Consider the following 24,944-nt stretch of genomic DNA (forward strand, 5'->3'; position numbering starts at 1 on the left):
TCGACGACGCCGAGGCCCGCGCCGAGATGGCCGCCGGTGACCGACACCGCGTCGATGGTCTCGGCGCGCAGCTCCGCGGCGACCTGCGGCAGGTCGCTCTCGGGGAGCCGGCGAAGATCAGACGGGATCCGGACCTGATCGAGGAGGGGAAAAACCGGTTGGGACAAGAGCGACACCTGTTTTCTGTTCGTCGGCCGGGGCCTGCCGCCCTCTCCCGCACGGGGGTCTGACAGGCCGGGGACAGCCGGGCATGATTGCCGGAACCCCTACAATCGGCAGCCTTTATCACGCAAGCACCCGACACCGCCATTGTGGTGTCACAATCGCCATCGGCCGGGCGCGTCGCTTTGGAGCAACTTGAAAGATAAACCTGAACTCGGGCTGAATCATGCCCTGGATCGCCGCGACGCGCCGGCGGGTTTCCGCTATGTCTCAGCGCCTGGAACGGGCCGGAGGGGAGGCCGATGCGATCTGTCGACCGGGCTGGCACGGCCCCGACCGCCCTGCTGGCGGTGCTGCTGCTGAGCGCGGCCGCCCGGGCGGCCGAGCCGGGCGCGGCGCCGGTTCCGCCCTCGAACGCCCCCGCGGCGGCGCCGGCCGGGGAGACCTGCGACCTTTTCCTGCACTGCACCTGGAACCCGGTCTACCGCCCGCCCTGCGGCTGGCGCTGGCGGCCGACGCCGGAGGGCCCGCGCAAGGTCCGGGTCTGCTATTGAGCCGCCGGCCATGCGCAAGCCCGCCGCATTCCTGCTCCTGACGGTCGTGGTCGCCGGGCCGGCGGCGGCGGAGAGCTGTCCCGGGTTCTTCGCCGGCGGCCTCGCGCCGGTGCTCGACAATCCGCGGCTGGCGGCCGGGACGACGCCACTGTGCTACCGCGCCTTCGCGCTGCTGTATTCCGGACTGTCGCGCACGCCGCTCTACGCCGCCGAGCACCTGACCGCCGCGGGCGTGCGGGCGGCACGGAGCATCGACCGCGTCGACGCCTTCCACGAGGAGCGGCGGCTGCCGGAGAGCGCCCGCTCGGCCCTTGACGATTACGCCGGAAGCGGCTGGGATCGCGGCCACATGGCGCCCTCCGGCGACATGCCGGACCCGGAGGCGCAGGAGGACTCGTTCAGCCTCGCCAACATCGTGCCGCAGTATCCCGAGTTCAACCGCACCCTGTGGGCGGGAATCGAGGCGGCGGTGCGCAACCTCGCGGTCGAGCGCGGCGGGCTCTACGTCGTCACCGGGCCGCTGTTCGAGGGCGGCAGCGTCCAGGCCCTGCGCGGCCGGGTTCTCGTCCCGACCCGGCTGTTCAAGGCGGTCTACGACCCGGCCCGGCGCGAGGCCGGGATCTACCTCGCCCCCAACGCCGCCGGCGGGCGCTGGGAGGCGGTCTCGCCGGCGCGCCTCGCCGAGATCGGCGGCATCACGGTGTTTCCCGACCTGCCGGCGGCGGCCCGTTCCCGCACCATGGCGCTGCCCGAGCCGCAGCGCGACGCCTATGGCGGCGCCCGCCGCCGCGAGCCGTCTTTCGTCGACTGGCTGCTGGCCGAACTGCGCCGCATGGCCCGCCGGGCGTGGCGCGACTTCCTCCGCTCCCTGTTCTGAGAGGCCCGCCCATGGCCGAGCGCCCCTTCACGCCCTTCGCCGACGACAGCGCGGTCCAGACCCTCGGCGACCTGACGATCGAGAACGGCACCGGGCGGGTGGCGCTGCACGGCTCCCTCGACCTCGCCCGCGACCGCCGGAGCCTGGAGCGCGCCCGCGCCCTCGGGCGGATCGTCGAGGCGGTGGTGAAGGCCCTCGAAGGGCAGGACCTGCCGGAGCGCGCAGAGGCTCCCGCGGCGGCGACCGAGACGGTGAAGAACCCGTTCGGGTGAGGCGCTTGCGGGGCTCAGGCGGCCCTGGTAATCGCGGGAGCAACTCCCAATCCGTCGCGCCAGGCGCCCCTGTCAGCGGTCCGAACCGCCCGGGCCGTTCCGATTCGGCAGGACCCGCCCCGCCCGTTTCCGAGGATCACCCGATGGCCCGTGAATTCATCTACCACATGCGGGGTCTGACCAAGACCTATTCCAGCGGCAAGAAGGTGCTCGACAACGTGCACCTGTCCTTCTACCCGGACGCCAAGATCGGCGTGCTCGGCGTCAACGGCGCCGGCAAGTCGACCCTGCTGCGCATCATGGCGGGCATCGACAAGGACTATTCCGGCGACGGCTTCGTCGCCGAGGGCGCGCGGGTCGGCTACCTGCCGCAGGAGCCGCAGCTCGACCCGGCCAAGACCGTGCGCGAGAACGTCATGGAGGGCGTCGCCGAATCGCAGGCGATCCTCGACCGATACAACGACCTCGCGATGAACTATTCCGAGGAGACCGCGGACGAGATGACCCGCCTCCAGGACGAGATCGAGGCCAAGGGCCTGTGGGATCTCGATTCCAAGGTCGATCAGGCGATGGACGCGCTGCGCTGCCCGGGCGACGACGTCGCGGTGGCCACCCTGTCGGGCGGCGAGCGCCGCCGGGTTGCGCTGTGCAAGCTGCTGCTGTGGCAGCCCGAATTGCTGCTCCTCGACGAGCCGACCAACCACCTCGACGCCGAGACGGTCGGGTGGCTGGAGAACCACCTGCGCAACTACCCGGGCGCGATCCTGATCGTCACCCACGACCGCTACTTCCTCGACAACGTCACCGGCTGGATCCTCGAACTCGACCGCGGCCGGGGCATCCCCTACGAGGGCAACTACTCCTCCTGGCTGGTGCAGAAGCAGAAGCGCCTCGCCCAGGAGGGCCGCGAGGAGGAGGCGCGCCAGCGCACCATCGAGCGCGAGCAGCAATGGGTCTCAGCCTCGCCGAAGGCCCGGCAGGCCAAGTCGAAGGCCCGCATCACCCGCTACGAGGAACTGGTCGCCAAGTCCCAGGAGAAGGGGCCGAGCACCGCCCAGATCGTCATCCCGATCGCCGAGCGGCTCGGCAACAACGTCATCGAGTTCGACCACCTCGAGAAGGCGTTCGGCGACCGGCTGCTGATCGACGACCTGTCGTTCAAGCTGCCGCCGGGCGGCATCGTCGGGGTGATCGGCCCCAACGGCGCCGGCAAGACGACGCTGTTCCGGATGATCAACGAACTGGAGACGCCGGACAAGGGCGAGATCCGCGTCGGCGAGAGCGTCAAGCTCGGCTACGTCGACCAGTCGCGCGACGCGCTCAACCCCGACGCGACGGTGTGGCAGGAGATCTCCGGCGGCAACGACATCCTGTATCTCGGCAAGCGCGAGATCAACAGCAGAGCCTATTGCGGCGCCTTCAACTTCAAGGGCTCCGACCAGCAGAAGAAGGTCGGAGTGCTGTCGGGCGGCGAGCGCAACCGGGTCCACCTCGCCAAGATCCTGAAGAGCGGCGCCAACGTGCTGCTGCTCGACGAGCCGACCAACGACCTCGACGTCGACACCCTGCGGGCGCTGGAGGAGGCGCTGGAGGATTACGCCGGCTGCGCCGTCATCATCAGCCACGACCGCTGGTTCCTCGACCGGATCGCGACCCACATCCTCGCCTTCGAGGGCGACAGCCACGTCGAGTGGTTCGAGGGCAACTTCGCCGATTACGAGGAGGACAAGAAGCGCCGCCTCGGCATCGACTCCACCACGCCGCACCGGATCAAGTACAAGAAGTTCAGCCGCTGACGGCGGGGGCGGGGGCGGACGCCCCCGTGCCCTGGCCCCGGAACGAGAAGAGGCTCCGCCGGACCGCCGGCGGAGCCTCTTCTCGTTCCGGGGCGGGACGGAGCCCCGCCAGGATTCAGCGGGCGGTGCCGTAGACCGCGGCGCCGGCGGTGATCGGGGCGGTGATGGTCGAGAACACGCCGAGGACCTTGCGGACCTCGTTGAACGGCGCGCTCGACACGTACAGGAGGTCGCGGTTGCGCATCCGGAACGCCTGGGTGACGAACACGGTGTTGGGGTCGCGCATGTCGAGCCGGTAGACCACCGGCACCTGCGGGGCGGCGAGCAGCGGGCTGTTGGGGCGCAGGCGCCGGACCAGCGACGACGGCTCGAACCGGAAGATGAACACCCCGGTGGCGTCGGCGTTGGCGTCCGAGATGCCGCGCGCCTTGGCGAGCGCCTGCGACAGCGAGATGCCGTCGGCGCTGAACGGGATCTCGGACTGGGTGCCGAGCGCCCCGATCGCCAGGAAGGTCTGGGGGTCGCGCACCAGCGTGACCGTGTCGCCGGGCCGCAGGTAGATGTTCTCCTGCGGGTTCGAGACGACGGCGAGCAGCGGCACCGTCACGGTGGTCTGGCCGCGCGACAGCCGCACGAAGGTCTCGTTGACCGGGGCCGAGACGCCGCCCGCGGTGGCGATGACGTCGAGCAGGCGGTCGCCGGTCTCGGTCAGCGGAACCCGGCCGCCGCCGAGGAGCGCCGCCGGGCCGGCGCCGCGCCCGGCCAGGGCCGCGCGGGCGGAGGCGCCGGCGGCCTCGCCGACCACCGTGACGCTGGAGCTGAGCGGCGAGGTCACGGCGACGAGGACCTGCGGCTGGATCGACTTGCCGGCGAGGTCGGCCTCGATCTGGGCCTGGACGTCCTGCGGCCGCTTGCCCGCGACCTTGATCCGCCCGGCATAGGGCACCGAGATCGCGCCGTCGCGACCGACCACCTGCTCGGGGATCACCGAGGCCTTGGAACTCGCCGACAGGCCGTCCGGGAGGGCCGGGGCCGAGAACAGGCCGCCGGACCCCGCCTCCCAGATCGTGACCGAGACGGTGTCGCCGATGCCGATGACCGGCTGGACCGAGGCGCGCCGGTCCCCGAACGAGGCCAGCAGGCTGTCGAGGGGACGGCCGCGCATCGCCTCGACCACGGCGGCGTTGACGTCGATGATCTCGTAGCGGGCGAGGAGGCCCTGGTCGGTGGCGATGTCCCCTCCGGTGGCGACCGCCTCCGTGGAAGGACCCGACGCCGGCAGAACGCCGCTGCAGCCGGACAGCAGGAGAGCCGCCAAGGCCGCGAGCGTACCGACACGCACCATACACCTTCCTCCAACAGGCCCGAACGCCGGAACGGCCTCGAAGCGGCCCCGACGCGGGTACTGAGTCCCGAACTCCGCCCGATCCGCCGGCCCGTCCGAGCCGCGTCGCTCGGGCGGGCCGGCCCGGGATGATCGTGTCCGCGGCTGCCCGCGGAGCGGGAACCGCGCGGCGGCACCTTAGCAGCCTGGATCGCTCCGATCGATGAATCGGACGGTAACGATCGGGCCCCGGCGCAAAGCCTTGGCCGGTGTTGCCCGGTTTACACATGCGCGGTGCCGGCCGCCCCGGCCGCTCGCCGGCAAATGCGGCGCGAGCGCGGCGATCCGGCCCCGCGCCCGTGGCATGCGTGCAACACCGGTGGAGGATCGCCCATCCAATCGCCGGCGGTCGTTTTCCTGCCGCGATCCTGTTGCCTTTGCAGGGCGTCGGACCCGCCATGCGGTCCGGACACGGCGCGCCCGTCGTCAGGACCGGCCGGTGAATCCCGGAGAGTGTTGCATTCCTGCCATTGCCCCTCCCGAGCCGGCCGATAGCCTCCGTCCGGGTTCCGCCCGCACCCCGTCCCTCCGCGTACCCGTGAGGTGAGCCCGTGAGCGCCGATGTTGTCTCCCCGGCCGGCGGCCGGCGTCAGGTCTTCCTGTTCCTGCAGGGCCCGGTCACGCCGTTCTTCGCGCGGATCGCGGACGCCCTCGAGGCCCGGGGCCACCGCTGCCTGCGGGTCAACCTATGCTTCGGCGACTGGCTGTTCTGGCGCCGCGCCGGCGCCCACGATTTCCGCTCGTCGCGGGAGAAGTGGCCGGCCTACGTCGCCGACCTGATCGACCGCGAGGGCGTGACCGACCTCGTGCTCCTCGGCGAGCAGCGCTACTACCACAAGGTCGCCATCGCGGCCGCCAAGGCCCGGGGCTTGCACGTCACGGTGACGGATTTCGGCTACCTGCGGCCGGACTGGATCACGCTCGAGCGCGACGGCATGTCGGGCGACAGCTGCTTCCCGCGCGACCCCGAGGCGATCCTCGACCTCGCCGGCAAGGCGCCCGAACCCGACCTCGCGCCGCGCTACAAGGACAGCTTCCTCACCCAGATCGTCTGGGACATGGCCTACCACCTGCTCAGCAACTGGCTGTGGTGGCTCTATCCGTCCTACACGTCGCATCAGGTGCACCATCCGGCGCTGGTCTATCTCGGCACCGGCCTGCACATCCTCACCGCCCGGCGGCGGGGGCCCCGGGTGGACGCCGCCGTCGACGCGATCAAGGCCGCCGGCACGCGCTACTACGTGATGCCGCTGCAGATGGAGAACGACTTCCAGCTGCGGGCCTACTCGCCGTTCTTCGACCTGAAGACGCCGATCCACACCGTGATCCGCTCGTTCGCCGGCAGTGCGCCGGAGGGATCGCGGCTGCTCATCAAGGTCCATCCCCTCGATCCGGGGGTGCGCAACTGGGGCCGGATCGTGCGCCGCTCGGCGCAGAAATGGGGTGTGGCCGACCGGGTCGACTACCTCGACGGCGGCGATCTCGGGCGGATGCTCGACGGCTGCCAGGGCGTCGTGACCGTCAACAGCACCGTCGGCATGTGGTCGATGCGGGCCGGCAAGCCGACGATGACGCTCGGGGCCGCCGTCTACGACGTCGCCGGCCTGACCTTCCAGGGTCCCCTCGACCGGTTCTGGACCGAGGGCGAGGCGCCGCGCCCCGACCTGTGGGAAGCCTTCATCAAGGCGATCGTGGCCCACATCCAGATCCGCGGCGTGTACTACCGGCGCGAGGGCATGCAGGCCGCCGTCGAGGCCGCCGCCGCCCGGCTCGACCTTGCCCAGGGGGCGTGGCTCGAGGACCGGCCGCAGCCGGTCCGCCGTCTCCAGGGCTTCGCCGCCCCCGAGGTCGGCCTCGGCCCGATCGAGGGTCTCCAGGGCGCCTGATCCCAACGGTCATTTTCACCGACCGTTGGTTCCGCTCTCGAATTGCAGCCAAGCCATTGGCCTGCGTGCAGACATTCGAGATGGGTCAACGGCCCGGATGCGTCCGCATCCCGGGCCGTCGGCATGAAGCGCCCGAACGGGCGCAACGCCTTCCCGAGCGAACCACGCGGGACTCGAACAAACGCCCGGCGACCGCCTCGCGGTCGCCGGGCGTCGTGCATGTCGGCTTCGCCCGGGCGTCGAACCGCATTCGCCGCCCTCGGGCAGATTCGGCAGAAGTGGTTGCCGGTTTCGGGCCGGGACTCTGCGACGAGACGGGAATCTACGCGGACGGCGTCGCGAGGCGTTTTCCGCCGCGGCCGGCGCCGAGGGGATCGGCCGCCCTGCGCACCCAGGCATCGAGGGCCCAGCCGATGCCCCGGCCGGCCACGGCGACCAGGGCCATCGCACCGGCGAGCGAGAGAAACGAGGTATCGACCACGGGCCCTGCCTGATTCGGAATATCCGGCCTGGGCCGGACGACGGCAGTACCCTCACGCGGGAATCCGGCGGAAGCGTGTTCCGCGCTCCGGCCGGACCGCTCGCGACGTGCGGCGAAGCACATCGGTGTGTCGTTCCCGAAACACCGCAGTCGATCGGGCCGGCCGGAATGCCGATCACGACCGGCGGACCAGCATTCGGCACCCCGGCATCTTCGCCGGCCCATTAACGACTGATTCACGATTGGCAGTTCGGCCACCGATGTGCCGGCGGCCGCACCGGCTCCGGCCGGGCCTCACCCTTCGGCGGCGCCACCCATCATCCGCTGCATCTGCGACAACTGCGAGATGTGCAGGCGAATCAACGGCAGGGCCCCACGGGCGATACGGCGCAGGTTCGGATCCTCGCCGGACTCGGCGTAGGAGCCGTGAATCGCCAGGGCCTCCTGATGCCCCTGCAGCGAGGCGCCGACGAAGGTCGCGTCGTATTGTGGGCCGGGCTGAAGCCCGGCGAGCTGCGCCTGGATTTGCGCCTTCTGCTCGTCGGTGGTCATCCCACCCGGACCACCCCCGCCGCCGAGAGCGCCGAGGACGCCGCCGACCACCCCGGTCGCGGCTCCGACCGCACCGCCCGCGATGGCGAACGGCGCCGCCACGAGGCCGCCGACGACGCCGCCCGGCCCGGGCGCGCCGCCGGCCATCGGCACCGGGACCACGCCGCCGGTCGCCGCATCGATCTTGTTGGCGAGGGCGACCTGCTCGGTCACCTCGGCCCGGGCGAACTTCTTCACCCGCGGGTTGCTGGTCTTGGCAAAGGCGTCGCGGGCGGTGTTCTCGAGGAACAGGCCGCCCTTGGTGGCCATGGCGAGATAGGCGGCGGTCGGCATCGCGCCGGCGGGCACCGGCTGCGCGACGGCGGTCCGGGTCACCGCGAGGGCGGCGGTGGCGGACAGCATTCTGACGACGAAATCGCGACGATGCATGGTGGAAAAGCTCCGATGCAGGACGGTGCACCCGCCCCGCCCGAGGCCCGGGAAGATGCTCCGGGGGAGTAATTTCCCAACGCCGCCTTCGTTCCGTTCGCGCACCGCCGACCGATCAGCGCACCGGCGCGGCGCAGCGATGGTCGAGCAGCGTTTCGGCGTGGCTGGTCGGCGAGCGGTGCGCCAGCACGATGTAGCCCGGATGCGGATCGCCCGGCGGCGTGCTCACCATAGCGAGGCTGACCTGGGTCAGGTCCGGCCCGGCCGGCTTCCGTCCGGCGCCCGGAAGCCGCGTCGCGGCCTCGAACGGGTTGAACGCCTCGGCCTGGGCCAGGGAGATCCGCATCGCCAGGAACCGGCGCCAGCGCCGCTCTCCGACCGGCAGCGGGATCCCCGTCCAGGTTCCCGGCAGGACGATGCCGGCGCGTTGCCGCAACTCGGCCAGAACGCTCGCCCGCACGCAATCGACGTGGATGTGCAACTGGTCCTGGCTGCGCCCGCCCGACGAATTGACCGCGAGGCCGATCTCGTCGAGCGGGCGCCCGCCCCTGATCGCCGCCGACACCTCGCGCCGGGCCGCCAGCGCCGCCCGCCAGTAGACCGCGCCCTTCGGCGTCTGCAGGTCCGGCGCCTCGACCCCGACCACGTCGGCGGTGGGCATCACGACGAGATGCGTCGGCTCGCCGGGCGCCCGCAGCACCGCCGTTCCGGGCCGGTCGCGGTCACCGGGATCGACCGACAGGCACGGGAAGGCACGGCCGGTCGTCCGCTTGTTGAGGAGGCAGCCCTGCAGCGCCACCCACAGGACGTCCCGGGACAGGTCCGGCGCGGCGCGCGCGGGCAGGCACGCCATGAGAGCCGCGAGCACGAGAAGCGACCGACCAATCCGCACGACAGACTCCATCCCCTGACCGGAACCGGATCATAGCCGCCCGGCATGGCCGAAGCGCGCCGAGCCGTCACCCGGCCGACGGATTGCGGGTGCCGGCCGTGCAACCGGAAGGCGACGAAGCGGGTTGGGGGCGATGCTCTACCTGCTCAGCTTCGGTCCTGCGGCGGTCTTCGTTCTGGCGTCGCTGCTCGTGCGGTGGCCCCATCCGGCCGGGCCGCCGGTCCGGCACCGGCCCGGCCCCGCGGTTCCCGGGGACAATCGGGGAAGCCGGGGATAACCGGCCCGGTGCCGCCCGGCGGGTGCAACGGATGGTGCGCTGCGACGTTGACCGGTCTCGACAACGGGCCAGGATGGCTCCCATGCCCCCGCACCACCGACCGACCACGAGCGGCCTCCGGGTCGCCGTGAAACCCCTGCGCAGCTTCCGGACGGGCTACGATCCGGTCCTGAACGGCGTGGCCCACGGCCTCGGCGACCTATTCCCGCCAGTGCCGCACCCCGAGCCCGTGCGGCCGGACGATCCGCGGGTCGCAGCGTCGGTCGAGCGGTCGCGCACCGCCTGACACGGTATCCGGAGGATTACGTCCGGATGCCGCATCATGAGCCCGCGCGCCGCCGGCCGTTCCCGCCGACCGGCTGCCGCGTCAGCCCTCGATCCGCGAGAAGTCGGCGACCTCCCGCGTCGCGGCGCGCAGGGCGTTCAGCAGGGCGAGGCGGTTGGCGCGCAGGGCCGGGTCGTCGGCGTTGACCGTGACCTTGTCGAAGAACGCATCGACCGGCGCCCGCAGCACCGACAGCGCCCGCATCGCGCCCTCGAAGTCCTCGCCCGCCACCGCGCGCCCCGCCTCGGCGCGGGCCGTGTCGAGGGCGGCCGCGAGGGCGCGTTCCTCCGCCAGGGCGAACAGGGCCGGGTCCGGCGCGGCGTCGTAGGCGCGGCCGTCCTTCTTCTCCTCGATCCGCAGGATGTTGGCCGCCCGCCGGGTGCCGGCAAGCAGGTTGCGGCCGTCCTCGCCGTCGAGGAAGCGCCCGAGCGCCTCGACCCGGCGCACCACCATCAGCAGGTCGTCCTGGCCCGGCAGGGCGAAGACCGCGTCGATGAGGTCGTGGCGGGCGCCCTGCTCGCGCAGATGCACCTTCAGCCGGTCGGCGAGGAAGGCAAGGAGGTCCGGGCCGGCACCCGCGCCGGACGCCGCCGCATGGGCGCCGAGCGCCTCGGCGAAGCGCGGCAGCAGGGGAAGCCGGATCCCGTTGGTCAGCACCAGCCGGATCACCCCGAGCGCCGCCCGCCGCAGGGCATACGGATCCTTGCTCCCCGTCGGCTTCTCGTCGATCGCCCAGAAGCCCGCCAGCGTGTCGAGCTTGTCGGCGAGCGCCACCGCGACCGAGACCGGCGCGGTCGGCACCCGGTCGCCCGGGCCGAGCGGCTTGTAGTGCTCCTCGATCGCCGCGCAGACCTCCGGCGGCTCGCCCTGCTCGGCGGCGTAGTACCGGCCCATCAGGCCCTGCAACTCGGGGAACTCGCCGACCATCTCGGTGACGAGGTCGGCCTTGGCGAGCCGGGCGGCACGCTCGGCGCGATCGGCGTCCGCCCCGACCACCGGCGCGAGGGCGCGGGCGAGGGCGGCGATGCGCTCGACGCGGGCGTACTGCGTCCCGAGCTTCTCGTGGAAGACGATGCTCTCGAGCTTCGGCAGCCGGTCGGCCAGCGGCACCTTGCGGTCGGTGTCCCAGAAGAAGGCGGCGTCCGACAGGCGCGCCCGCACCACCCGCTCGTTGCCGGCGACGATCGCGGCGCCGCCGTCCGAGGCGACGAGGTTCGAGACCAGCACGAAGGCGTTGGCGAGCCGCTCGCGGCCGTCGGAGGAGGGCGCGCGCAGCACGAAGCACTTCTGGTTGGCCCGGATGGTGGCGCGGATCACCTCCGGGGGGATCGCCAGGAACCGCTCCTCGAAGCTCCCGATCAGGGTCACCGGCCACTCGACGAGGCCGGCGACCTCCTCCAGCAGGCCGTCGTCCTCGACCAGTTCGAGCCCGCGGGCGAAGGCGAGGTCGCGGGCGTCGTGCAGGATGATGTCCTTGCGCCGGTCGGCGTCGAGGACGACCTTCGCCCGCTCCAGCGCCGGCAGGTAGTCGGCGAAGCGGCGCACCTCGATCGGCCCGGGCGCCAGGAAGCGGTGGCCGTGGGTGACGAAGCCGGCCTCGATCCCGTCGACGGCGAACGGGACCCGCTCCGGCGTCTCGGTCTCGGGGCCGAAGCTCGCCACGATGCCGTGCAGCGGCCGCACCCAGCGCAGGGCGCCCGGCTCCGCCGAGGCGGCGCCCCAGCGCATCGATTTCGGCCACGGGAAGCCGCGGACGATCGCCGGCAGGATCTCGGCCAGCACGTCGAGGGTGTCGCGGCCGGGCCGCTCGATCACCGCGACGTAGAACTCGCCCTTCTTCGGGTCCGAGACGACCCTGGCCTGATCGAGGCCGGCAAGGCCGGCGCCCTTGAGGAAGCCCTGGACCGCCGCGTCGGGGGCGCCGACGCGAGGCCCCTTGCGCTCCTCGCGCACGTCCTGCCCGCGCGCCGGCAGGCCGGCGACGTGGAGCGCGAGGCGGCGCGGGGTCGCGAAGGCGCGGGCGCCCTCGTACAGGAAGCCGCGCTCGACCAGGGCGTCGGTGACGAGCTTGCGCAGGTCCTCGGCGGCACGGCGCTGCATGCGGGCCGGGATTTCCTCGGAGAAGAGTTCGAGCAGCAGATCGGGCATCGGACAGCCTGGTGCCCTCCGGGGGAGGGGATGATCGGGATCGTGGCGCGCGCGGCGTCGGCTGGGGCGGGTTTAGGAGGCCGCGCCGAGGGTGTCGAGGCGTCCGGCCGTCTCCGATGCGCCTCGCTGCGACCGGTCGGGCACGGGCCGCGGGAGCGGGCGCGAGCCGGGGCCCGGCCCGCAGGCCTGCCCGGAGTACGTGTTTCATATACGACGATGCAACCGGATGTTGATTTTCTCTACGTCAGACGCTTCACGGTATTTTAAATCGCGCGCATTACATCGGTCTATAGCGGGACGGGTCGTGAATGTAGTCCTATCCTTTCATCCGATGCGACCGCTGCGGAATCAGTTCGCACCGGATCCCCGCGGGTTCCAAGACAGCGGCATCATCGAGGGCACCGGTATGTTCAAGCGCTCCAAGGACCTTGCGGGCAAGATCAACGCCCTCGACCGGTCTCAGGCGATCATCGAGTTCGATCGAGGCGGGACGATCCTCACGGCCAACGCGAATTTCCTGACCACGCTCGGCTACACGCTTCAGGACATCCAGGGCAAGCATCACTCGATGTTCGTGGAGGCCGGCGAGCGGGCCGGCACCGAGTACCGGCAGTTCTGGGAAGCCCTGGGACGGGGCGAGTTCAAGGCGGCGGAATTCAAGCGGATCGCCAAGAACGGATCCGAGATCTGGATCCAGGGCAGCTACAACCCGATCCTCGACGCCCATGGCCGCACCATCAAGGTCGTGAAGTTCGCCGTCGACATCACCGGCGACGTCGAGGCGCGCCAGCGGCGCTCGAAGGCGCAGGAGGAGATCCGGCTCGACCTCGCGGCGATCGCCGAGACGGTGCAGAACGTCACCACGCAGACCACCGAGGCCGCCGCCACCACCGGTCAGATCTCGATGAGCATCCAGGCGGTCGCCTCGGGCGCCGAGGAGCTGTCGGCCTCCGTCGGCGAGATCAGCCAGCAGGTCACCCATGCCTCCGACGTCGCCGAGAAGGCCGTGGTCGAGGCCCGCACCGCCATCGGCATCGTCGCCGGGCTCAGCACCCAGGCGACCCAGATCGGCGAGGTGGTGGCGCTGATCCAGGGAATCGCGAGCCAGACCAACCTGCTGGCGCTCAACGCCACCATCGAGGCGGCCCGCGCCGGCGAGGCTGGCAAGGGCTTCGCGGTCGTCGCCCAGGAGGTCAAGCAACTGGCCGAGCAGACCACCAAGGCGACGGAGCAGATCCGCCAGCAGATCGGCGCCACCCAGAGCGCGACGCAGGAGGCCGTCACCGCGATCGGCTCGATCCACGAGACGATCCAGACGCTGCGCAGCGTCTCGGCGGCGATCGCGGCGGCGGTCGAGGAGCAGTCCGTGGTGACGCGCGAGATGTCGGTGTCGATGCAGACCGTGTCGCAGGGCGCCTCGGCGATCGCCACCAGCATGGGGACGATCGCGACCGCGACCGAGCAGGTCGACCAGTCCACGCGCAAGCTGCGGGAGATCTCGCAGCGCTTCGCCTGAGGGCCGCCGGCCGGGATGGCCCGGCCGGAGACGAGGCGGGTGCCGCGGCTCAGCGGATCGCCACCGGGTTGATGATCGCCTGGATCGACCCGGTGTAGCGCGGCGCCCCGAGGACGAACAGGAACTCGCTCACCCCGTCCTTGACCAGGGCGCGGGTGTCGAGGGTTTCCAGGATGTAGATGCCGTTCTGGGCGAGCAGGATCTGGTGGCCCTCCCAGACCCGGTCGGACTTGAACGGCACCGCCTCGATGCCCCAGGTGTCGGCCCCGACCGCGACCACGTCCTTGCCGGCAAGGTAGCGCGCGCCCTCGGCGTCGATGCCGGGCTCGCCGGCCCCGAACCGCTTGGCGTCCTCGCCGAGCATCGACAGCCAGCCGGTGTGCAGCACCACCACGTCGCCCTTGCCGGGGCTGATTCCGGCCGCCTTCTCGGCCGCCTTGATGTCGTCGACGGTGACGAGGTCGCCCTCCATCAGCCGGTCCTTGCCCTTGGCCTTGGCGACGTCGAGGAGCACGCCGCGGGTGACGATCGGCGGGATCTTGTGGGCGCCGAGCTTCTTCACGCCGGTCGTGTCGAAGATGTCCTTCATCTTGTTGCGGTTGTAGAAGGTCGAATCGGTGCCGAGATGGGCCAGCCCGTCGATCTGGGTGCCAACGCCGAGCCAGCCGGTCACCATGTCGTCGAGGTAGCTCATCTTGTTCGACCCGAAGGTGACGCCCTCGGGCTGGTTGGGCGCCATCACGGTCACGGCGATGTTGCGCGGCGGAAACGCCGGGGTGCCGCGGTCGACCGGGATGCCCAGGGCGTAGGTCTTGCCGGTGGTGACGAGCCTGACCGCCTCCTGCACCTTGGCCGGCGACAGGTGGTTGGCGGCGCCGATCTCGTCGTCGGCGCCCCAGCGCGAGACCGGGATCTCCTGGGCGGCGGCGATCGGGGCGGCGAATGGCGCGGCAAGGCAGCCGGCCGCGACGGCGAGCGCGATGACGGGTCTCATGGGCGTCCTCCTGGTCTGGCGCCCGCGTCTGCGCGCGGGACTGACCCAGTGTAAGGAGGCGCCCGGCCGGCGTCGAGGTAACGCCGAGCTTTACGCTGCGCCGCCGCCGGCGGTGCGCAGCCATGCCGCGCCGCAGGCCTTGGCGAGTTCGCGCACCCGCAGGATGTAGCTCTGGCGCTCGGTGACCGAGATCACCCCGCGGGCGTCGAGCAGGTTGAAGACGTGGCTCGCCTTGATGCACTGGTCGTAGGCCGGCTGCGCCATCCGGTGCCGGCCCTCGCCGCCCGCGGGCTCGCCGGCGTCGAGGTAGCGGCGGCAGGCCGACTCCGCGTCGCGGAAGTGCCGGAACAGCATCTCGGTGTCGGCGGCCTCGAAGTTGTGGCGCGAGTATTCCTGCTCGGCCTGCAGGAAGACGTCGCCGTAGGTGACCGTGTCGGCGCCCTCGCCACCGTTGAAGTTGAGGTCGTAGACGTTCTCGACCCCCTGGACGTACATCGCGAGGCGTTCCAGCCCGTAGGTCAGCTCGCCCGCGACGGGAGCGCACTCGAAGCCCGCGACCTGCTGGAAATAGGTGAACTGGCTCACCTCCATCCCGTCGCACCAGCACTCCCAGCCGAGCCCCCAGGCGCCGAGCGTCGGGCTCTCCCAGTCGTCCTCGACGAAGCGGATGTCGTGCAGCCCGAGATCGACCCCGATCGCCCTGAGGGAGGCGAGGTAGAGGTCCTGGAGGTTCGGCGGGTTCGGCTTCAGGATGACCTGGAACTGGTAATAGTGCTGGAGCCGGTTCGGGTTCTCGCCGTAGCGCCCGTCCTTCGGCCGCCGCGAGGGCTGCACGTAGGCGGCCTTCCAGGGCTTCGGGCCCAGCGCCCGTAGGGTGGTGGCCGGATGGAACGTGCCGGCACCAACCTCCATGTCGTAGGGCTGGAGGATCACGCATCCTTGCGCCGCCCAGAAGCGCTGAAGGGTCAGGATCAGGCCCTGGAACGAGCGCGCGGGCTGGAGATCGGCGGTGTCGGTCATGCTTGTCACGGATCGGGGCGGAAAGGCGCCGGAGCGTTGGAACGCGGGATGGCGCAAGTCAAGCACGCCGCCGGCCGCCGCCTCCCGCGGACCGGTGCGGAACCGCACCACGGCCACGCTCGTTGTCGGGCATATGACGATCATGCTGCAGCACGAGAGCAGCCGAAGACTTCAGGAGACTTGCCGTGAACTTCCGGTTCGCCGTCGTGGCTGCGGCCGCGCTGACCTCGCTCGCCGCCACCCCGCTGGTGGTCAAGGCGGCCGGCGGAGCCTCCGGAGCCGCCCGTCCGGTCGCGGCGCCCGCCGCCCCAAGCGTCGCCCGGGCCGCCCCGGCACCGGCGCCCTGCGGCAAGCCGGTGCGGGTGGTCTATGCCGGCTACGCTCCGGCCTGCGGGCGCTGACCCGTCAGCGGATGGCGTGGCGGCGCTCGTAGGCGCGGCGCTGCGCCTTCATCATCGCCCGCGACCGCCGCGGCGGCGGGGCGAAACCCTGGCCGTAGGGATCGGTCGCGGCATAGCCGCCATAGGGATCGGCGATGCCGCGGATCGGACGGATCGGAGCCTGGATGCCGTCATACGGCCCCCGCCCGGTGCGGGCCCGGTAGGCCGAGCCGGCGAAATCGCCCGGGGTCGGCGGAACGCCGGGCTGCGAGAAGCTCGTCTCGGGCCGGTAGGCGGGTCCCCAGCCGATACCGTCGTCGTCGGCAGGGTCCTTGCCGGGAAAGCCGGTGACGTAGCCGACGCTCTGGGCCGCGGCCGGGCCGACGACACCGAGGCCGAGGAAGCCGGCGAGCAGGCCGGCGGCGACGAATGACGCGCGCATGCGGAGGGTCCCTGTCGGTCAGCGCGGGAACGCGCCGAGGTAATAGTGGCGGGGTGGCAGCCGGCGGTTGAGCGGTCCCTCGCTCACCGCATCCTCGTAGTATCCGTAGCCTGTCGGGCCGAAGGCGGCGCCGTTGGTGACCGCCGCGATCGGGATCGCGCGCAGGGGCACGCCCGGCCCGAAGCCGGGACCGGCGTCGACCACGACCGGACCGAAGGCCGCGGCACGGGAATACACGTCCTGGTAGACGGGAGGCTCGGGGCGGACGCGCACCGAGAGCGGCGCCGGCTGGGCCGAGGCGGCACCTGCGCCGAGCCCAGAGGCGGCGACGGCGAGGGACAGGAGAAGCGAACGGGACACGCGCAGGATTCCGGAGCCGGGGAGGCAGGTCCTGGAAACGCGCGGGGGACGGCGATGGTTCGACCGGGGGCGTCCAAGCGCCCCGGGATCCTCGCGGTCTGGTATCCGGCCGGTTGACGCGGCGGCTCGGTGAGTGGGGTCATACGAAATCCGACTGATCGCTTCGCGATGCGGATTTCGGCTTCGCTCAGACGCCGCGCGGGCTGGTGATACGATTTTCGGAACTGATCGTCCGAAAAGCGTATCAGCCCTTGCTGCGCACCACCACGTCCTGCTCGCGCAGCACCGGCTCGCAGCCCGTATCGTAGAGGTTGAGCACGATCGGCCGCGAGCGGCAGCGATAGGCCTGGTCCGGGCCCGGGGCCGGAATCGGATCGCGGGCGATGATCGGGTTCGGCGCGCAGGCGGCCGGGACGAGAACCGTCACGGCGAGGAGGGCGGCCTTCATCGGGCGACGCATGGATGACCTGGGTTGAAGCGTGAGCGTGGCCGCAACCCTGGCCCCAAGCGGGCAGGGGGATCAAGCCGGGCCCCGGCGGCGCCTTCCGCCGCCCGGGCTTTCATCCTCCGGTGTCTCCCCACCGCCACAGACCGGCGGATCATACGGCTTCCGATTGATCGCTCGGCGATTGCTGCGGGATCGCTTCGCGATGCGGAAACCGGCTGCGCACATGCGTGTGGAGCCTCCGGCTCCACCGCGCGGACCCGCGATACGGACCTCGGAACGAATATCCGAAATCCGACTCACACCGCCTTCTGCATCGGCACGACGTTGTGCAGGGTGCGGTCGGCGCCGTCGAAGAAGCGGCGGATGTTGCGCGCCGCCTGCCGGATGCGCTGCTCGTTCTCGACCAGCGCGATGCGCACGAAGTCGTCGCCGTGCTCGCCGAAGCCGATGCCCGGCGCCACCGCCACGTCGGCCTTCTCGACCAGGAGCTTCGAGAATTCAAGGCTGCCGAGGCTCCTGAATTTCTCCGGGATCGGCACCCAGGCGAACATCGAGGCCGAGGGAATCGGGATGTCCCAGCCGGTCTTCTGGAACGCGTCGACCATCGCGTCGCGCCGCCGGCGATAGGTCGCGCGCATCTCGTGGATACAGGCCTCCGGGCCGTTCAGCGCCGCGGTGGCGGCGACCTGGATCGGCGTGAAGGCGCCGTAATCGAGGTAGGACTTCACGCGGGTCAGCGCCGCGAGGAGCCGCTCGTTGCCGACCGCGAAGCCCATCCGCCAGCCGGCCATCGAGAAGGTCTTCGACAGCGAGGTGAACTCGACGGTGACGTCGATCGCGCCGGGCACCTGCAGCACCGAGGGAGGCGGGTTGGAATCGTCGAAGTAGACCTCGGCATAGGCGAGGTCGGAGAGCAGGATCAGGTCGTGCTTCTTCGCGAAGGCGACGAGGTCGCGGTAGAAGTCGAGCGACGCGACGTAGGCGGTCGGGTTCGACGGGTAGCACACCACCATCGCCACGGGCTTGGGGATCGAGTGCTGCATCGCCCGCTCGGCCGCCGGGAAGAAGGCCGGGGTCGGCTCGGCCGGGACCGAGCGGATCACGCCACCGGCCATCAGGAAGCCGAAGGCGTGGATCGGGTAGCTCGGGTTGGGCACCAGCACCACGTCGCCCGGGGCGGTGATCGCCTGGGCCATGTTGGCGAAGCCCTCCTTCGAGCCGAGCGTCGCCACGACCTGGGTGTCGGGGTTGAGTGTCACGCCGAACCGGCGCTGGTAGTAGCCGGCCTGGGCCCGGCGCAGGCCGGCGATGCCCTTGGAGGCCGAGTAGCGGTCGGTGCGCGGCTTGCCGGCGGTCTCGACCAGCTTCTCGATGACGTGGCGGGGCGCGTCGAGGTCCGGGTTGCCCATGCCGAGATCGATGATGTCGGCGCCGTTGGCGCGGGCGGCGGCCTTGATCCGGTTCACCTGCTCGAAGACGTAGGGCGGCAGTCGCTTGATGCGGTGGAAGTCGGTCATCGGCCGTGGTCCTGATCGGCGCCGCCTCTGTCGCCGCGGCGCGCTGGTCAACGGCCTGTCTTAACCATCAAACCGCCCGTGGGTCACGGGGCCGGAGGACAAAAAGACTCTCGCCGAATCGTCTCATACGGTTTCTGAATGATCGCTCGGCGATCCCTGCGGGATCGCTTCGCGATGCAGAAACCGGCTTCGCTCAGGCGCCGCGCGGGCTTCTGATACGGCTTTTGAACTGATCGTTCAAAAACCGTATCAAGCCGGCGGTCTGTTCTCGGCACCGGACCGGCCGCGTCGCGGGCGCGGGGCGGCCGTGGCGCGGGGCGCTCGCTTCGGCTTGTCCGTCCGCCCGGCCGGCCGCTTCGGTGCCGCCTTGCCCTCCGGCTCGGCCGGGCCGGCATGGGCGTCGAGGAAGCGCCGGCAGGCGGCAAAATCGGTCTCGACCTCCGGCGGCAGCCCCGGCAGGTTCTTCTGCCGGGCGAGGGACGCGGCGTAGCGCAGCATCGCCGGGCTCGGTGACCGGGCGGAGGTTCCGCCGTCCGGGGCGGGCTCCCGCGGGCCCGCGGCGCGCGCTCCGGCATGCTCGTCGAGGAACGCCCGGCAGATCGCCGCGTCGCTCTTGAGGCCGCGCGGCAGGCGCAGGCCCTTGCGGGCGGCGAGCGAGGTGGCGAAGCCGACCATCGCGGCGGTGGGCGCGCGGCGCGGGCCGCCGCCGGCCTGCGGCGGGGCGCCCGGGATCACCGCGAGGCGCTCGGCACCCGCCACTGCCTCGATCAGCGCCTCGACCCGGGCCCGGGTGCGGGCGCGGAAGGCGTCGGCGCGGCGCGTCGCCTCCACCCGCGTGGTCGCCCGGCCGATCTCGGCGAGTTCCGATTCGAACACCGCCCGCCCGACCGGGTCGCCATAGGCCGGAAAAACCCGCCGCACCGCGTCGATGAAGGCGAGCCCGACCTCGGTCACCTCGATCGCCGGGTCCTTGCCGCCGAGGAGGGCGACGTAGTGGCTCTTGACCAGCTTCGGCAGCACCGCGTCGCGGGTCGCGGCGGTGCCGAGGCCTTTTGGTTCGTTGGGGTTGACCGGGTTCTCCAGCGCCCGGCGGATCTGCGGATCCTCGACCTGATCGATCAGGCGTCCCATCACCACCGGCATCTCCCCGCGGGTGATGCGCCGCGGCGGCTCGGTCTTCGACACCTCCACCGTCGCCTCGCCGCCCTCGGCCGCGGCGCCGTCGCGCACCGGCGGCAGGCGCCCGGCGGAGGGCTCGTCGTCGCGCCTGGCCTTGCCGGGCACCGCCTCGGCGTCGGCGTCGGCCTCGGCGCCGTAGAGGGCGCGCCAGCCCGGCACCGTCACGACGCTGCCCGACACGGCGAACCGTCTGGGGCCGAGCGGCGTCGCCACCTCGGCCGCGACGGTGGTGCGGGCGTCGATCCCGTCCGGCAGGTGCGCGGCGAGGAAGCCCTTGGCGACCAGTTCCCACAGCCGCCACGCCTCGGGCCCGACCTCGCCGGGGCGGGGCGCCTTGCGCAGGGGGACGATGGCATGGTGCTCGCCCGGGTCCTTGACGTAGTGCCCGCGCGGCCCGCGCCGGATCACCACCTCGTCGGCGTCCGGCGCCGCGACCGGCAACGCGCCGAGAACGGCGGCGCTCGCCGCGATCACCGCCGCGGCGTCGCGGGCCTGGCTCTCGGGCAGGTGCTCGGATTCGGTGCGCGGGTAGCTGAGGAAGCCGCGGTCGTAGAGGTCCTGGGCGTGGCGGGCGGTGACCTGCGGGTCCCAGCCGAACCGCTTGGCGCAGCGCCGGGCCAGGGTGTCCTTGGAAAACAGCTTCGGCGGCGCCCGGCGCACGTCCTTCTGCTCGACCGCCAGCGGCCCGCGCCAGGAGCAGGCGGCGGCGCGGATCGCCTCGGCCTCGGCGGGGTCGAAGATCCGCTCCTTGGGCGCATGCCACAGCACCAGTTCGGCGCCGTCCTCGACCGTCACCGGCAGGGCGACCTTGTGGAAGTCGCGGGGCACGAAGTCGCGGATGCGCCGCTCCAGGTCGGCGAGGAGCGCGAGAGTCGGGGTCTGCACGCCACCGAAGCGCCACGGCTCGCGGAACGCCGGCGGGCGCAGCCGCAGCGACACCGCCCGGGTGCCGTTGAGGCCGAGATGCCAGTCCTCGTACTGCCGGCACAGGGCTTCGAGATAGGCGGCGTAGTCGCGCTCGCCGGATTCCGGCTCGGCCGCCATCTGGGCGAAGGCGCGCCGGATCGACACCTCGTCGAGGGCGCCGAGGCGCAGCCGGTCGATCCGCCCGCGATAGCCGAGATGCTCCAGCACCTCCCAGGCGATCATCGAGCCCTCGCGGCCCGGATCGGTGGCGACGATGACCCGCTCGACCCCGGCGAGCGCCTGCCGGATCGCCGCGATCTTCGGCGCGTGCGACTGGCCCGACCGGCCCTGGCCGCAGGCGACCGGGATCGTGTCGAGGGCGATCGGCAGGGCGTCGAAGTGCCAGGGCTTCCACTCGGGCCGCACGTCGCCGGGCTCCTGCGCGGTGAGCAGGTGGCCCTCAGCGGCGACGCAGACGGTGCTCGGCGAGCGGAAGAACCGCTGGAGCTGGCGCATCGCCGACGGCTTCTCGAAGAAGAACAGCGTCTTGCCGGGATTCCTGCCCGCCGTCCTGCCCATGCCCGCCCGGTCCGGCGCGGTCCTGCGGGAGGGTGCCTGATCCATCTGCGCGCCGTCCTGCCGCATCCGCACCTCGAACAAAGCAGGAACTTACGGCCGGCATCCGCAGGCGTCAACGGTCGGAGGACGACCGCTCAGGGCCATCGCCTCAGAGCGATTGTCCTGCGGTCGCCCGCAGGGCGACGCTGCATGGCGGGCGCGAAAAGCGCCCCGCGGAGCGGGTTCGAGGGGACGCTTGTCCGCTCGAACACAGAGCGGAGCGAGAGCCAAGTGAGCGGATGTGACTGCCGGCGCCTGAGGCCAAGCGGGATACAGGGCAATCGCTCTGAAGCGATGGCCCTGGACGACTGATCCCGGGTGGATGCGGCACCCGACCTACTCGGACTTCGCGGTCACGTACTCGTCCCAGACCGGGGACCGCACCGCGCGGCGGTAGCTCGCCACCGTGCCGGGCCACAGGGCGACGTTGCGCCCGCCCTCGTCCTGGTACCAGCTCGCGCAGCCGCCCCGCTGCCATACGCTGCCGGCGAGTTCCGCGTGCAGCTCGGCGAGGAAGCGCGCCTGGGCCTCCGGCGCCGGCTCCAGGGCGGTGCCGGGCGAAGCGGCGAGCCGCTCCAGGCAGGCGATCACGTAGGCGACCTGGGCCTCGATCATCAGCACGACCGAGTTGTGGCCGAGCCCGGTATTGGGGCCGAGCAGGAAGAACCAGTTCGGGAAGCCCGACAGCGCGATGCCGCGATGCGCGCCCATGCCGCCGTCCCAGGCCCGGGCGAGGGTCCGCCCGCCGCGCCCGGTCACCGGAAGCTGCGCGACGCTGCCGGCGAGGTCGAACCCGGTGGCGTAGACCAGCACGTCGAGGGCGTGCTCGGTCCCGTCCTGCGTGACCACGCCGCGCGGCGTGATCGCCCGGATCGTCCCGGTCTCGACCGCGACGTTCGATCGGGCGAGGGCGGGATAGTAGTCGTCCGAGACCAGCACGCGCTTGCAGCCGAGGCGGTAGCGCGGGGTGAGCTTCTCCCGCAGGGCCGGGTCGGCGATGGCCCCGCGCAAGTGGCGCCGGGCGGTGAACTCGCCGATGCGGTTGGCGAAGGAGCCGCGGGTGAAGCCGAGCACGGCCGGGATCTCGCGCTGCCCGTAGAGCAGGCCGCGGAACGCCCGGCGCAGGAGCGGCCAGCGCCGGAACGCGGCGGCGACTCGGGGCCCGAGGGCGTGGTCGTTGCGCGGCACCACCCAGGGCGGCGAGCGCTGGAACAGGGTGAGGCTGGCGACCTCGGGCGCGATCGCCGGCACGATCTGGATCGCGCTCGCCCCGGTGCCGATCACCCCGACCCGCCGGCCGGCGAGCGACACGCCGTGGTCCCAGGCGGCGCTGTGGAAGGCGGGGCCGGCGAAGCTGCCGCGGCCGGGGATGTCGGGCAGGGCCGGGTGGTGCAGGCCGCCGGCCGCCGAGACCACCGCCCGGGCCAGCAGCGGCCCGCGATCGGTCTCGATCCGCCACAGGGCGCGGGCCTCGTCCCAGACCGCGCCGGTGACGGTGGTGTCGAGGGACAGGTGGGGGCGAAGGCCGAACCGCTCGACCACCGCCTCCAGGTAGGCGGCGATCTCGGGCTGTGTCGGGTAGAGCCGCGACCAGTCGGCCTTCGGGGCGAAGGACAGGGCGTACAGGTGGCCCGGGATGTCGCAGGCGGCGCCCGGATAGGTGTTCTCGCGCCACACCCCGCCGACCGAGCCGGCCTTCTCGAGGATGCGCAGCGGGCCGATGCCGGCCTCGCGGCAGCGGATCGCCATGGCGAGGCCCGAGAATCCCGCTCCGACGATCGCCACCGCCAGGGGCTCGGGACTCACCGGGCGGCTCCGGGCCGGTGGTCGCGCAGGAACGCGGCGGCCTCGGCGAGGGAGCGGCGGGCCTCGGGCAGGAACGCCCCGGACATCTGCCAGACGTGGGGCACCACCGGCCACAGCTTCAGGGTGACCGGGACGCCGGCGGCGCGGGCCTTCTCGGCGAAGCGCACCGAATCGTCGCGCAGCACCTCGCGCTCGCCGACGTGGAACAGCAGCGGCGGCAGCCCGGCGGGGTCGCCGTAGAGCGGCGAGACCAGCGGGTCGGCGGGGTCGTGGCCGGCGAGGTAGGCCTCGACCAGCGGCGCCATCCCGGACGGGTCGAACATCGCGTCGCGCCGGGCATTGCGGGTCATCGACGGGCCGGTGCCGAGCATGTCGGTCGCCGGCGAGAACAGCACGGCGGCGGCCGGCAGCGGCAGCCCCTCGGCCTTCGCCCGCAGCATCAGCGCCAGGGACAGGTTGCCGCCGGCGGAATCGCCCGCGACGAAGGCCGGCCCCTCGGCCGCCATGCCGGCCCAGGCGGCGGCGGCGTCGTCGAGGGCGGCGGGGAACGGATGCTCGGGGGCGAGGCGGTAATCGGGGACGAACAGCCGGAAGCCGTGGCGGGCGAACGCCCCGGTGATCGGCCGGTGGGTGCGCGGCGAGCAGCCGATGAAGCCGCCGCCGTGCAGGTAGAGCAGGCGCGGCCCGCCGCCGCCGGAGGCGGCCTCGACCCATTCGCCCGCGACCCCGCCGAGGCGGCCTTCGGTGAAGCGCACGCCGGGCGGGTCGGGCAGGCGCGCGGCCTCGAACACCCGGCGGACCTCGATCGGGTCGCGGGCCCGGGCGAGCTTCGGCTTGACCTGGGTGCGGATGATCCAGTCGGCGAAATAGGCGCGCAGGGTCGCCATTCACACGTCTCCTATGGCCCGGGCGAGGATCGCCCAGTAGCGCACCGGCATCAGGCGCTGGAGCCGGTCGACCTGCCGCGCATCCTTGCCGACGACGAGGCGGGGCGCCCGTGCCTCGATGCCGCGGGCGATCTGGCGCGCCGCCTCGGCCGGGTCGAGGCGCAGGTGGCGCTCGAACGCCGCCCGGCCGGTTTCGACCGCCGCCGGGTCGACCCAGGCGCCGATGCGGGCGTTGCGGGCGATGCCGGTGGCGACGCCGCCGGGATGGACCAGGGTGACCCCGAGGCCGGTGCCCGCGTATTCGTGGCGCAGGGCCTCGAAGAACCCCCGCAGGGCGAACTTGCTCGCCGCGTAGGCGCTCTGGCCGGCGGGGGCGACGAGGCCGTAGAGGCTCGACACCGCGACGATCTGCGCCGCCGGGCGCGCCGCCAGGATCGGCAGGCAATGGTGGGTCAGCCGCATCGCGGCGGTGAAGTTCACCGCCATCACGGCCTCGACATCCTCCAGCGACAGATCCTCGACCCGGCCGGCGAGCGCGATGCCGGCATTGTTGACGAGGCAGTCGAGGGTGCCGTGGTGCGCCAGTACCGCGTCCGGCAGGGCGGCGAGCCCGGCCGCGTCGGTGACGTCGAGGGGATGGGCGCTGACGTCGGTGCCGCGGGCGGCGAGCGCCGCCGCCACGGCGTCGAGCCCGCCGGCGTCGCGGTCGACGAGGGCGAGGCGGGCGCCGCGTCCGGCGAGGTCCGCCGCCAGGGCGGCGCCGATGCCGCTGCCGGCTCCCGTGATGAGCGCGACCCTGCCCCGCAGCCCGAAGGTTCTCGCCACCGGCCTCTCCG

At 72.2% G+C, this 24,944-nt stretch carries 24 protein-coding genes; 8 read left to right on the plus strand and 16 right to left on the minus strand.

Features of this window, described 5'->3' with window-relative positions:
• A partial coding sequence (locus EOE48_RS20670) for a 1-deoxy-D-xylulose-5-phosphate synthase N-terminal domain-containing protein (protein ID WP_148239792.1) occupies positions 1-167 on the minus strand: 167 nt, incomplete at its 3' end.
• Between the two features lie 297 nt (positions 168-464).
• Here EOE48_RS20670 and EOE48_RS20675 point away from each other — a divergent pair.
• The 4 genes from EOE48_RS20675 (at position 465) to ettA (ending at position 3,661) form a co-directional block, all read left to right on the plus strand.
• Positions 465-716: a hypothetical protein gene (locus EOE48_RS20675; protein ID WP_246154643.1), complete on the plus strand. Its 252-nt coding sequence runs from the start codon at positions 465-467 to the stop codon at positions 714-716.
• A 10-nt stretch (positions 717-726) separates the two neighbouring features.
• Positions 727-1,593 (plus strand): DNA/RNA non-specific endonuclease, encoded by an 867-nt coding sequence (locus EOE48_RS20680; RefSeq protein ID WP_127732699.1) that lies wholly within the window; start codon positions 727-729, stop codon positions 1,591-1,593.
• 11 nt (positions 1,594-1,604) lie between these two features.
• Positions 1,605-1,865, plus strand: coding sequence for a hypothetical protein (locus tag EOE48_RS20685; RefSeq protein ID WP_127732701.1), 261 nt, complete (start codon positions 1,605-1,607; stop codon positions 1,863-1,865).
• Positions 1,866-2,008: 143 nt separating this feature from the next.
• On the plus strand, positions 2,009-3,661 hold the full coding sequence (gene ettA, locus EOE48_RS20690; protein WP_127732703.1) for an energy-dependent translational throttle protein EttA: 1,653 nt from the start codon (positions 2,009-2,011) through the stop codon (positions 3,659-3,661).
• Between the two features lie 115 nt (positions 3,662-3,776).
• Here the strand turns inward: ettA and EOE48_RS20695 are convergent, their stop codons facing one another.
• Positions 3,777-5,006: a polysaccharide biosynthesis/export family protein gene (locus EOE48_RS20695; protein ID WP_127732705.1), complete on the minus strand. Its 1,230-nt coding sequence runs from the start codon at positions 5,004-5,006 to the stop codon at positions 3,777-3,779.
• Between the two features lie 590 nt (positions 5,007-5,596).
• Between EOE48_RS20695 and EOE48_RS20700 the strand changes: the two genes are divergently transcribed.
• Complete coding sequence (locus EOE48_RS20700; RefSeq protein ID WP_127732707.1) at positions 5,597-6,931, plus strand: capsule biosynthesis protein; 1,335 nt, start codon at positions 5,597-5,599, stop codon at positions 6,929-6,931.
• A 322-nt stretch (positions 6,932-7,253) separates the two neighbouring features.
• On the opposite strand, the gene EOE48_RS29305 is transcribed toward EOE48_RS20700, so the two are convergent.
• From EOE48_RS29305 to EOE48_RS20710, 3 genes are all read right to left on the minus strand, one after another.
• Positions 7,254-7,412 (minus strand): hypothetical protein, encoded by a 159-nt coding sequence (locus EOE48_RS29305; RefSeq protein WP_187371494.1) that lies wholly within the window; start codon positions 7,410-7,412, stop codon positions 7,254-7,256.
• A gap of 294 nt (positions 7,413-7,706) precedes the next feature.
• Entirely contained in the window at positions 7,707-8,393 is a 687-nt protein-coding gene (locus EOE48_RS20705) for a DUF4142 domain-containing protein (RefSeq protein WP_127732709.1), read from the minus strand.
• A gap of 115 nt (positions 8,394-8,508) precedes the next feature.
• Positions 8,509-9,246 carry a CDP-diacylglycerol diphosphatase gene (locus tag EOE48_RS20710; RefSeq protein WP_246154644.1) on the minus strand — a complete coding sequence of 246 codons (738 nt, stop codon included), beginning with the start codon at positions 9,244-9,246 and terminating at the stop codon, positions 8,509-8,511.
• A gap of 398 nt (positions 9,247-9,644) precedes the next feature.
• Between EOE48_RS20710 and EOE48_RS20715 the strand changes: the two genes are divergently transcribed.
• Positions 9,645-9,848, plus strand: coding sequence for a hypothetical protein (locus EOE48_RS20715; protein ID WP_127732713.1), 204 nt, complete (start codon positions 9,645-9,647; stop codon positions 9,846-9,848).
• 81 nt (positions 9,849-9,929) lie between these two features.
• Here EOE48_RS20715 and glyS read toward each other — a convergent pair whose 3' ends face one another.
• The gene (glyS, locus tag EOE48_RS20720) at positions 9,930-12,035 is read right to left on the minus strand and encodes a glycine--tRNA ligase subunit beta (protein WP_127732715.1); all 2,106 of its coding nucleotides are present in this window, start codon (positions 12,033-12,035) and stop codon (positions 9,930-9,932) included.
• Positions 12,036-12,441: 406 nt separating this feature from the next.
• Between glyS and EOE48_RS20725 the strand changes: the two genes are divergently transcribed.
• Positions 12,442-13,551: a methyl-accepting chemotaxis protein gene (locus EOE48_RS20725; protein ID WP_342791866.1), complete on the plus strand. Its 1,110-nt coding sequence runs from the start codon at positions 12,442-12,444 to the stop codon at positions 13,549-13,551.
• Positions 13,552-13,600: 49 nt separating this feature from the next.
• Here EOE48_RS20725 and EOE48_RS20730 read toward each other — a convergent pair whose 3' ends face one another.
• Entirely contained in the window at positions 13,601-14,545 is a 945-nt protein-coding gene (locus tag EOE48_RS20730; RefSeq protein ID WP_127732719.1) for a cyclase family protein, read from the minus strand.
• 90 nt (positions 14,546-14,635) lie between these two features.
• Positions 14,636-15,565, minus strand: coding sequence for a glycine--tRNA ligase subunit alpha (locus EOE48_RS20735; RefSeq protein ID WP_127732721.1), 930 nt, complete (start codon positions 15,563-15,565; stop codon positions 14,636-14,638).
• Between the two features lie 185 nt (positions 15,566-15,750).
• On the opposite strand from EOE48_RS20735, the gene EOE48_RS20740 reads away from it, so the two are divergent.
• Positions 15,751-15,966: a hypothetical protein gene (locus EOE48_RS20740; protein ID WP_127732724.1), complete on the plus strand. Its 216-nt coding sequence runs from the start codon at positions 15,751-15,753 to the stop codon at positions 15,964-15,966.
• Positions 15,967-15,970: 4 nt separating this feature from the next.
• Here EOE48_RS20740 and EOE48_RS20745 read toward each other — a convergent pair whose 3' ends face one another.
• From EOE48_RS20745 to EOE48_RS20780, 8 genes are all read right to left on the minus strand, one after another.
• On the minus strand, positions 15,971-16,387 hold the full coding sequence (locus tag EOE48_RS20745; RefSeq protein ID WP_127732726.1) for a hypothetical protein: 417 nt from the start codon (positions 16,385-16,387) through the stop codon (positions 15,971-15,973).
• Positions 16,388-16,405: 18 nt separating this feature from the next.
• Entirely contained in the window at positions 16,406-16,747 is a 342-nt protein-coding gene (locus tag EOE48_RS20750) for a hypothetical protein (protein ID WP_127732728.1), read from the minus strand.
• Between the two features lie 244 nt (positions 16,748-16,991).
• Positions 16,992-17,207: a hypothetical protein gene (locus EOE48_RS20755; protein ID WP_127732730.1), complete on the minus strand. Its 216-nt coding sequence runs from the start codon at positions 17,205-17,207 to the stop codon at positions 16,992-16,994.
• Positions 17,208-17,491: 284 nt separating this feature from the next.
• Positions 17,492-18,712, minus strand: coding sequence for an LL-diaminopimelate aminotransferase (locus tag EOE48_RS20760; RefSeq protein ID WP_127732732.1), 1,221 nt, complete (start codon positions 18,710-18,712; stop codon positions 17,492-17,494).
• 249 nt (positions 18,713-18,961) lie between these two features.
• Positions 18,962-21,313 carry a type IA DNA topoisomerase gene (locus EOE48_RS20765; RefSeq protein ID WP_246154657.1) on the minus strand — a complete coding sequence of 784 codons (2,352 nt, stop codon included), beginning with the start codon at positions 21,311-21,313 and terminating at the stop codon, positions 18,962-18,964.
• Positions 21,314-21,751: 438 nt separating this feature from the next.
• Positions 21,752-23,221 (minus strand): flavin-containing monooxygenase, encoded by a 1,470-nt coding sequence (locus EOE48_RS20770; RefSeq protein WP_246154646.1) that lies wholly within the window; start codon positions 23,219-23,221, stop codon positions 21,752-21,754.
• On the minus strand, positions 23,218-24,108 hold the full coding sequence (locus EOE48_RS20775; protein WP_127732734.1) for an alpha/beta hydrolase: 891 nt from the start codon (positions 24,106-24,108) through the stop codon (positions 23,218-23,220). Before EOE48_RS20775 ends, EOE48_RS20770 begins: the two co-directional genes overlap by 4 nt.
• A complete protein-coding gene (locus EOE48_RS20780) occupies positions 24,109-24,933 on the minus strand; it encodes an SDR family NAD(P)-dependent oxidoreductase (protein WP_127732736.1) in 825 nt (274 codons plus the stop codon).
• Positions 24,934-24,944 lie beyond the last annotated feature (11 nt).

The sequence above is a fragment of the Methylobacterium oryzihabitans genome (genome assembly GCF_004004555.2).
GTDB lineage: Bacteria > Pseudomonadota > Alphaproteobacteria > Rhizobiales > Beijerinckiaceae > Methylobacterium > Methylobacterium oryzihabitans.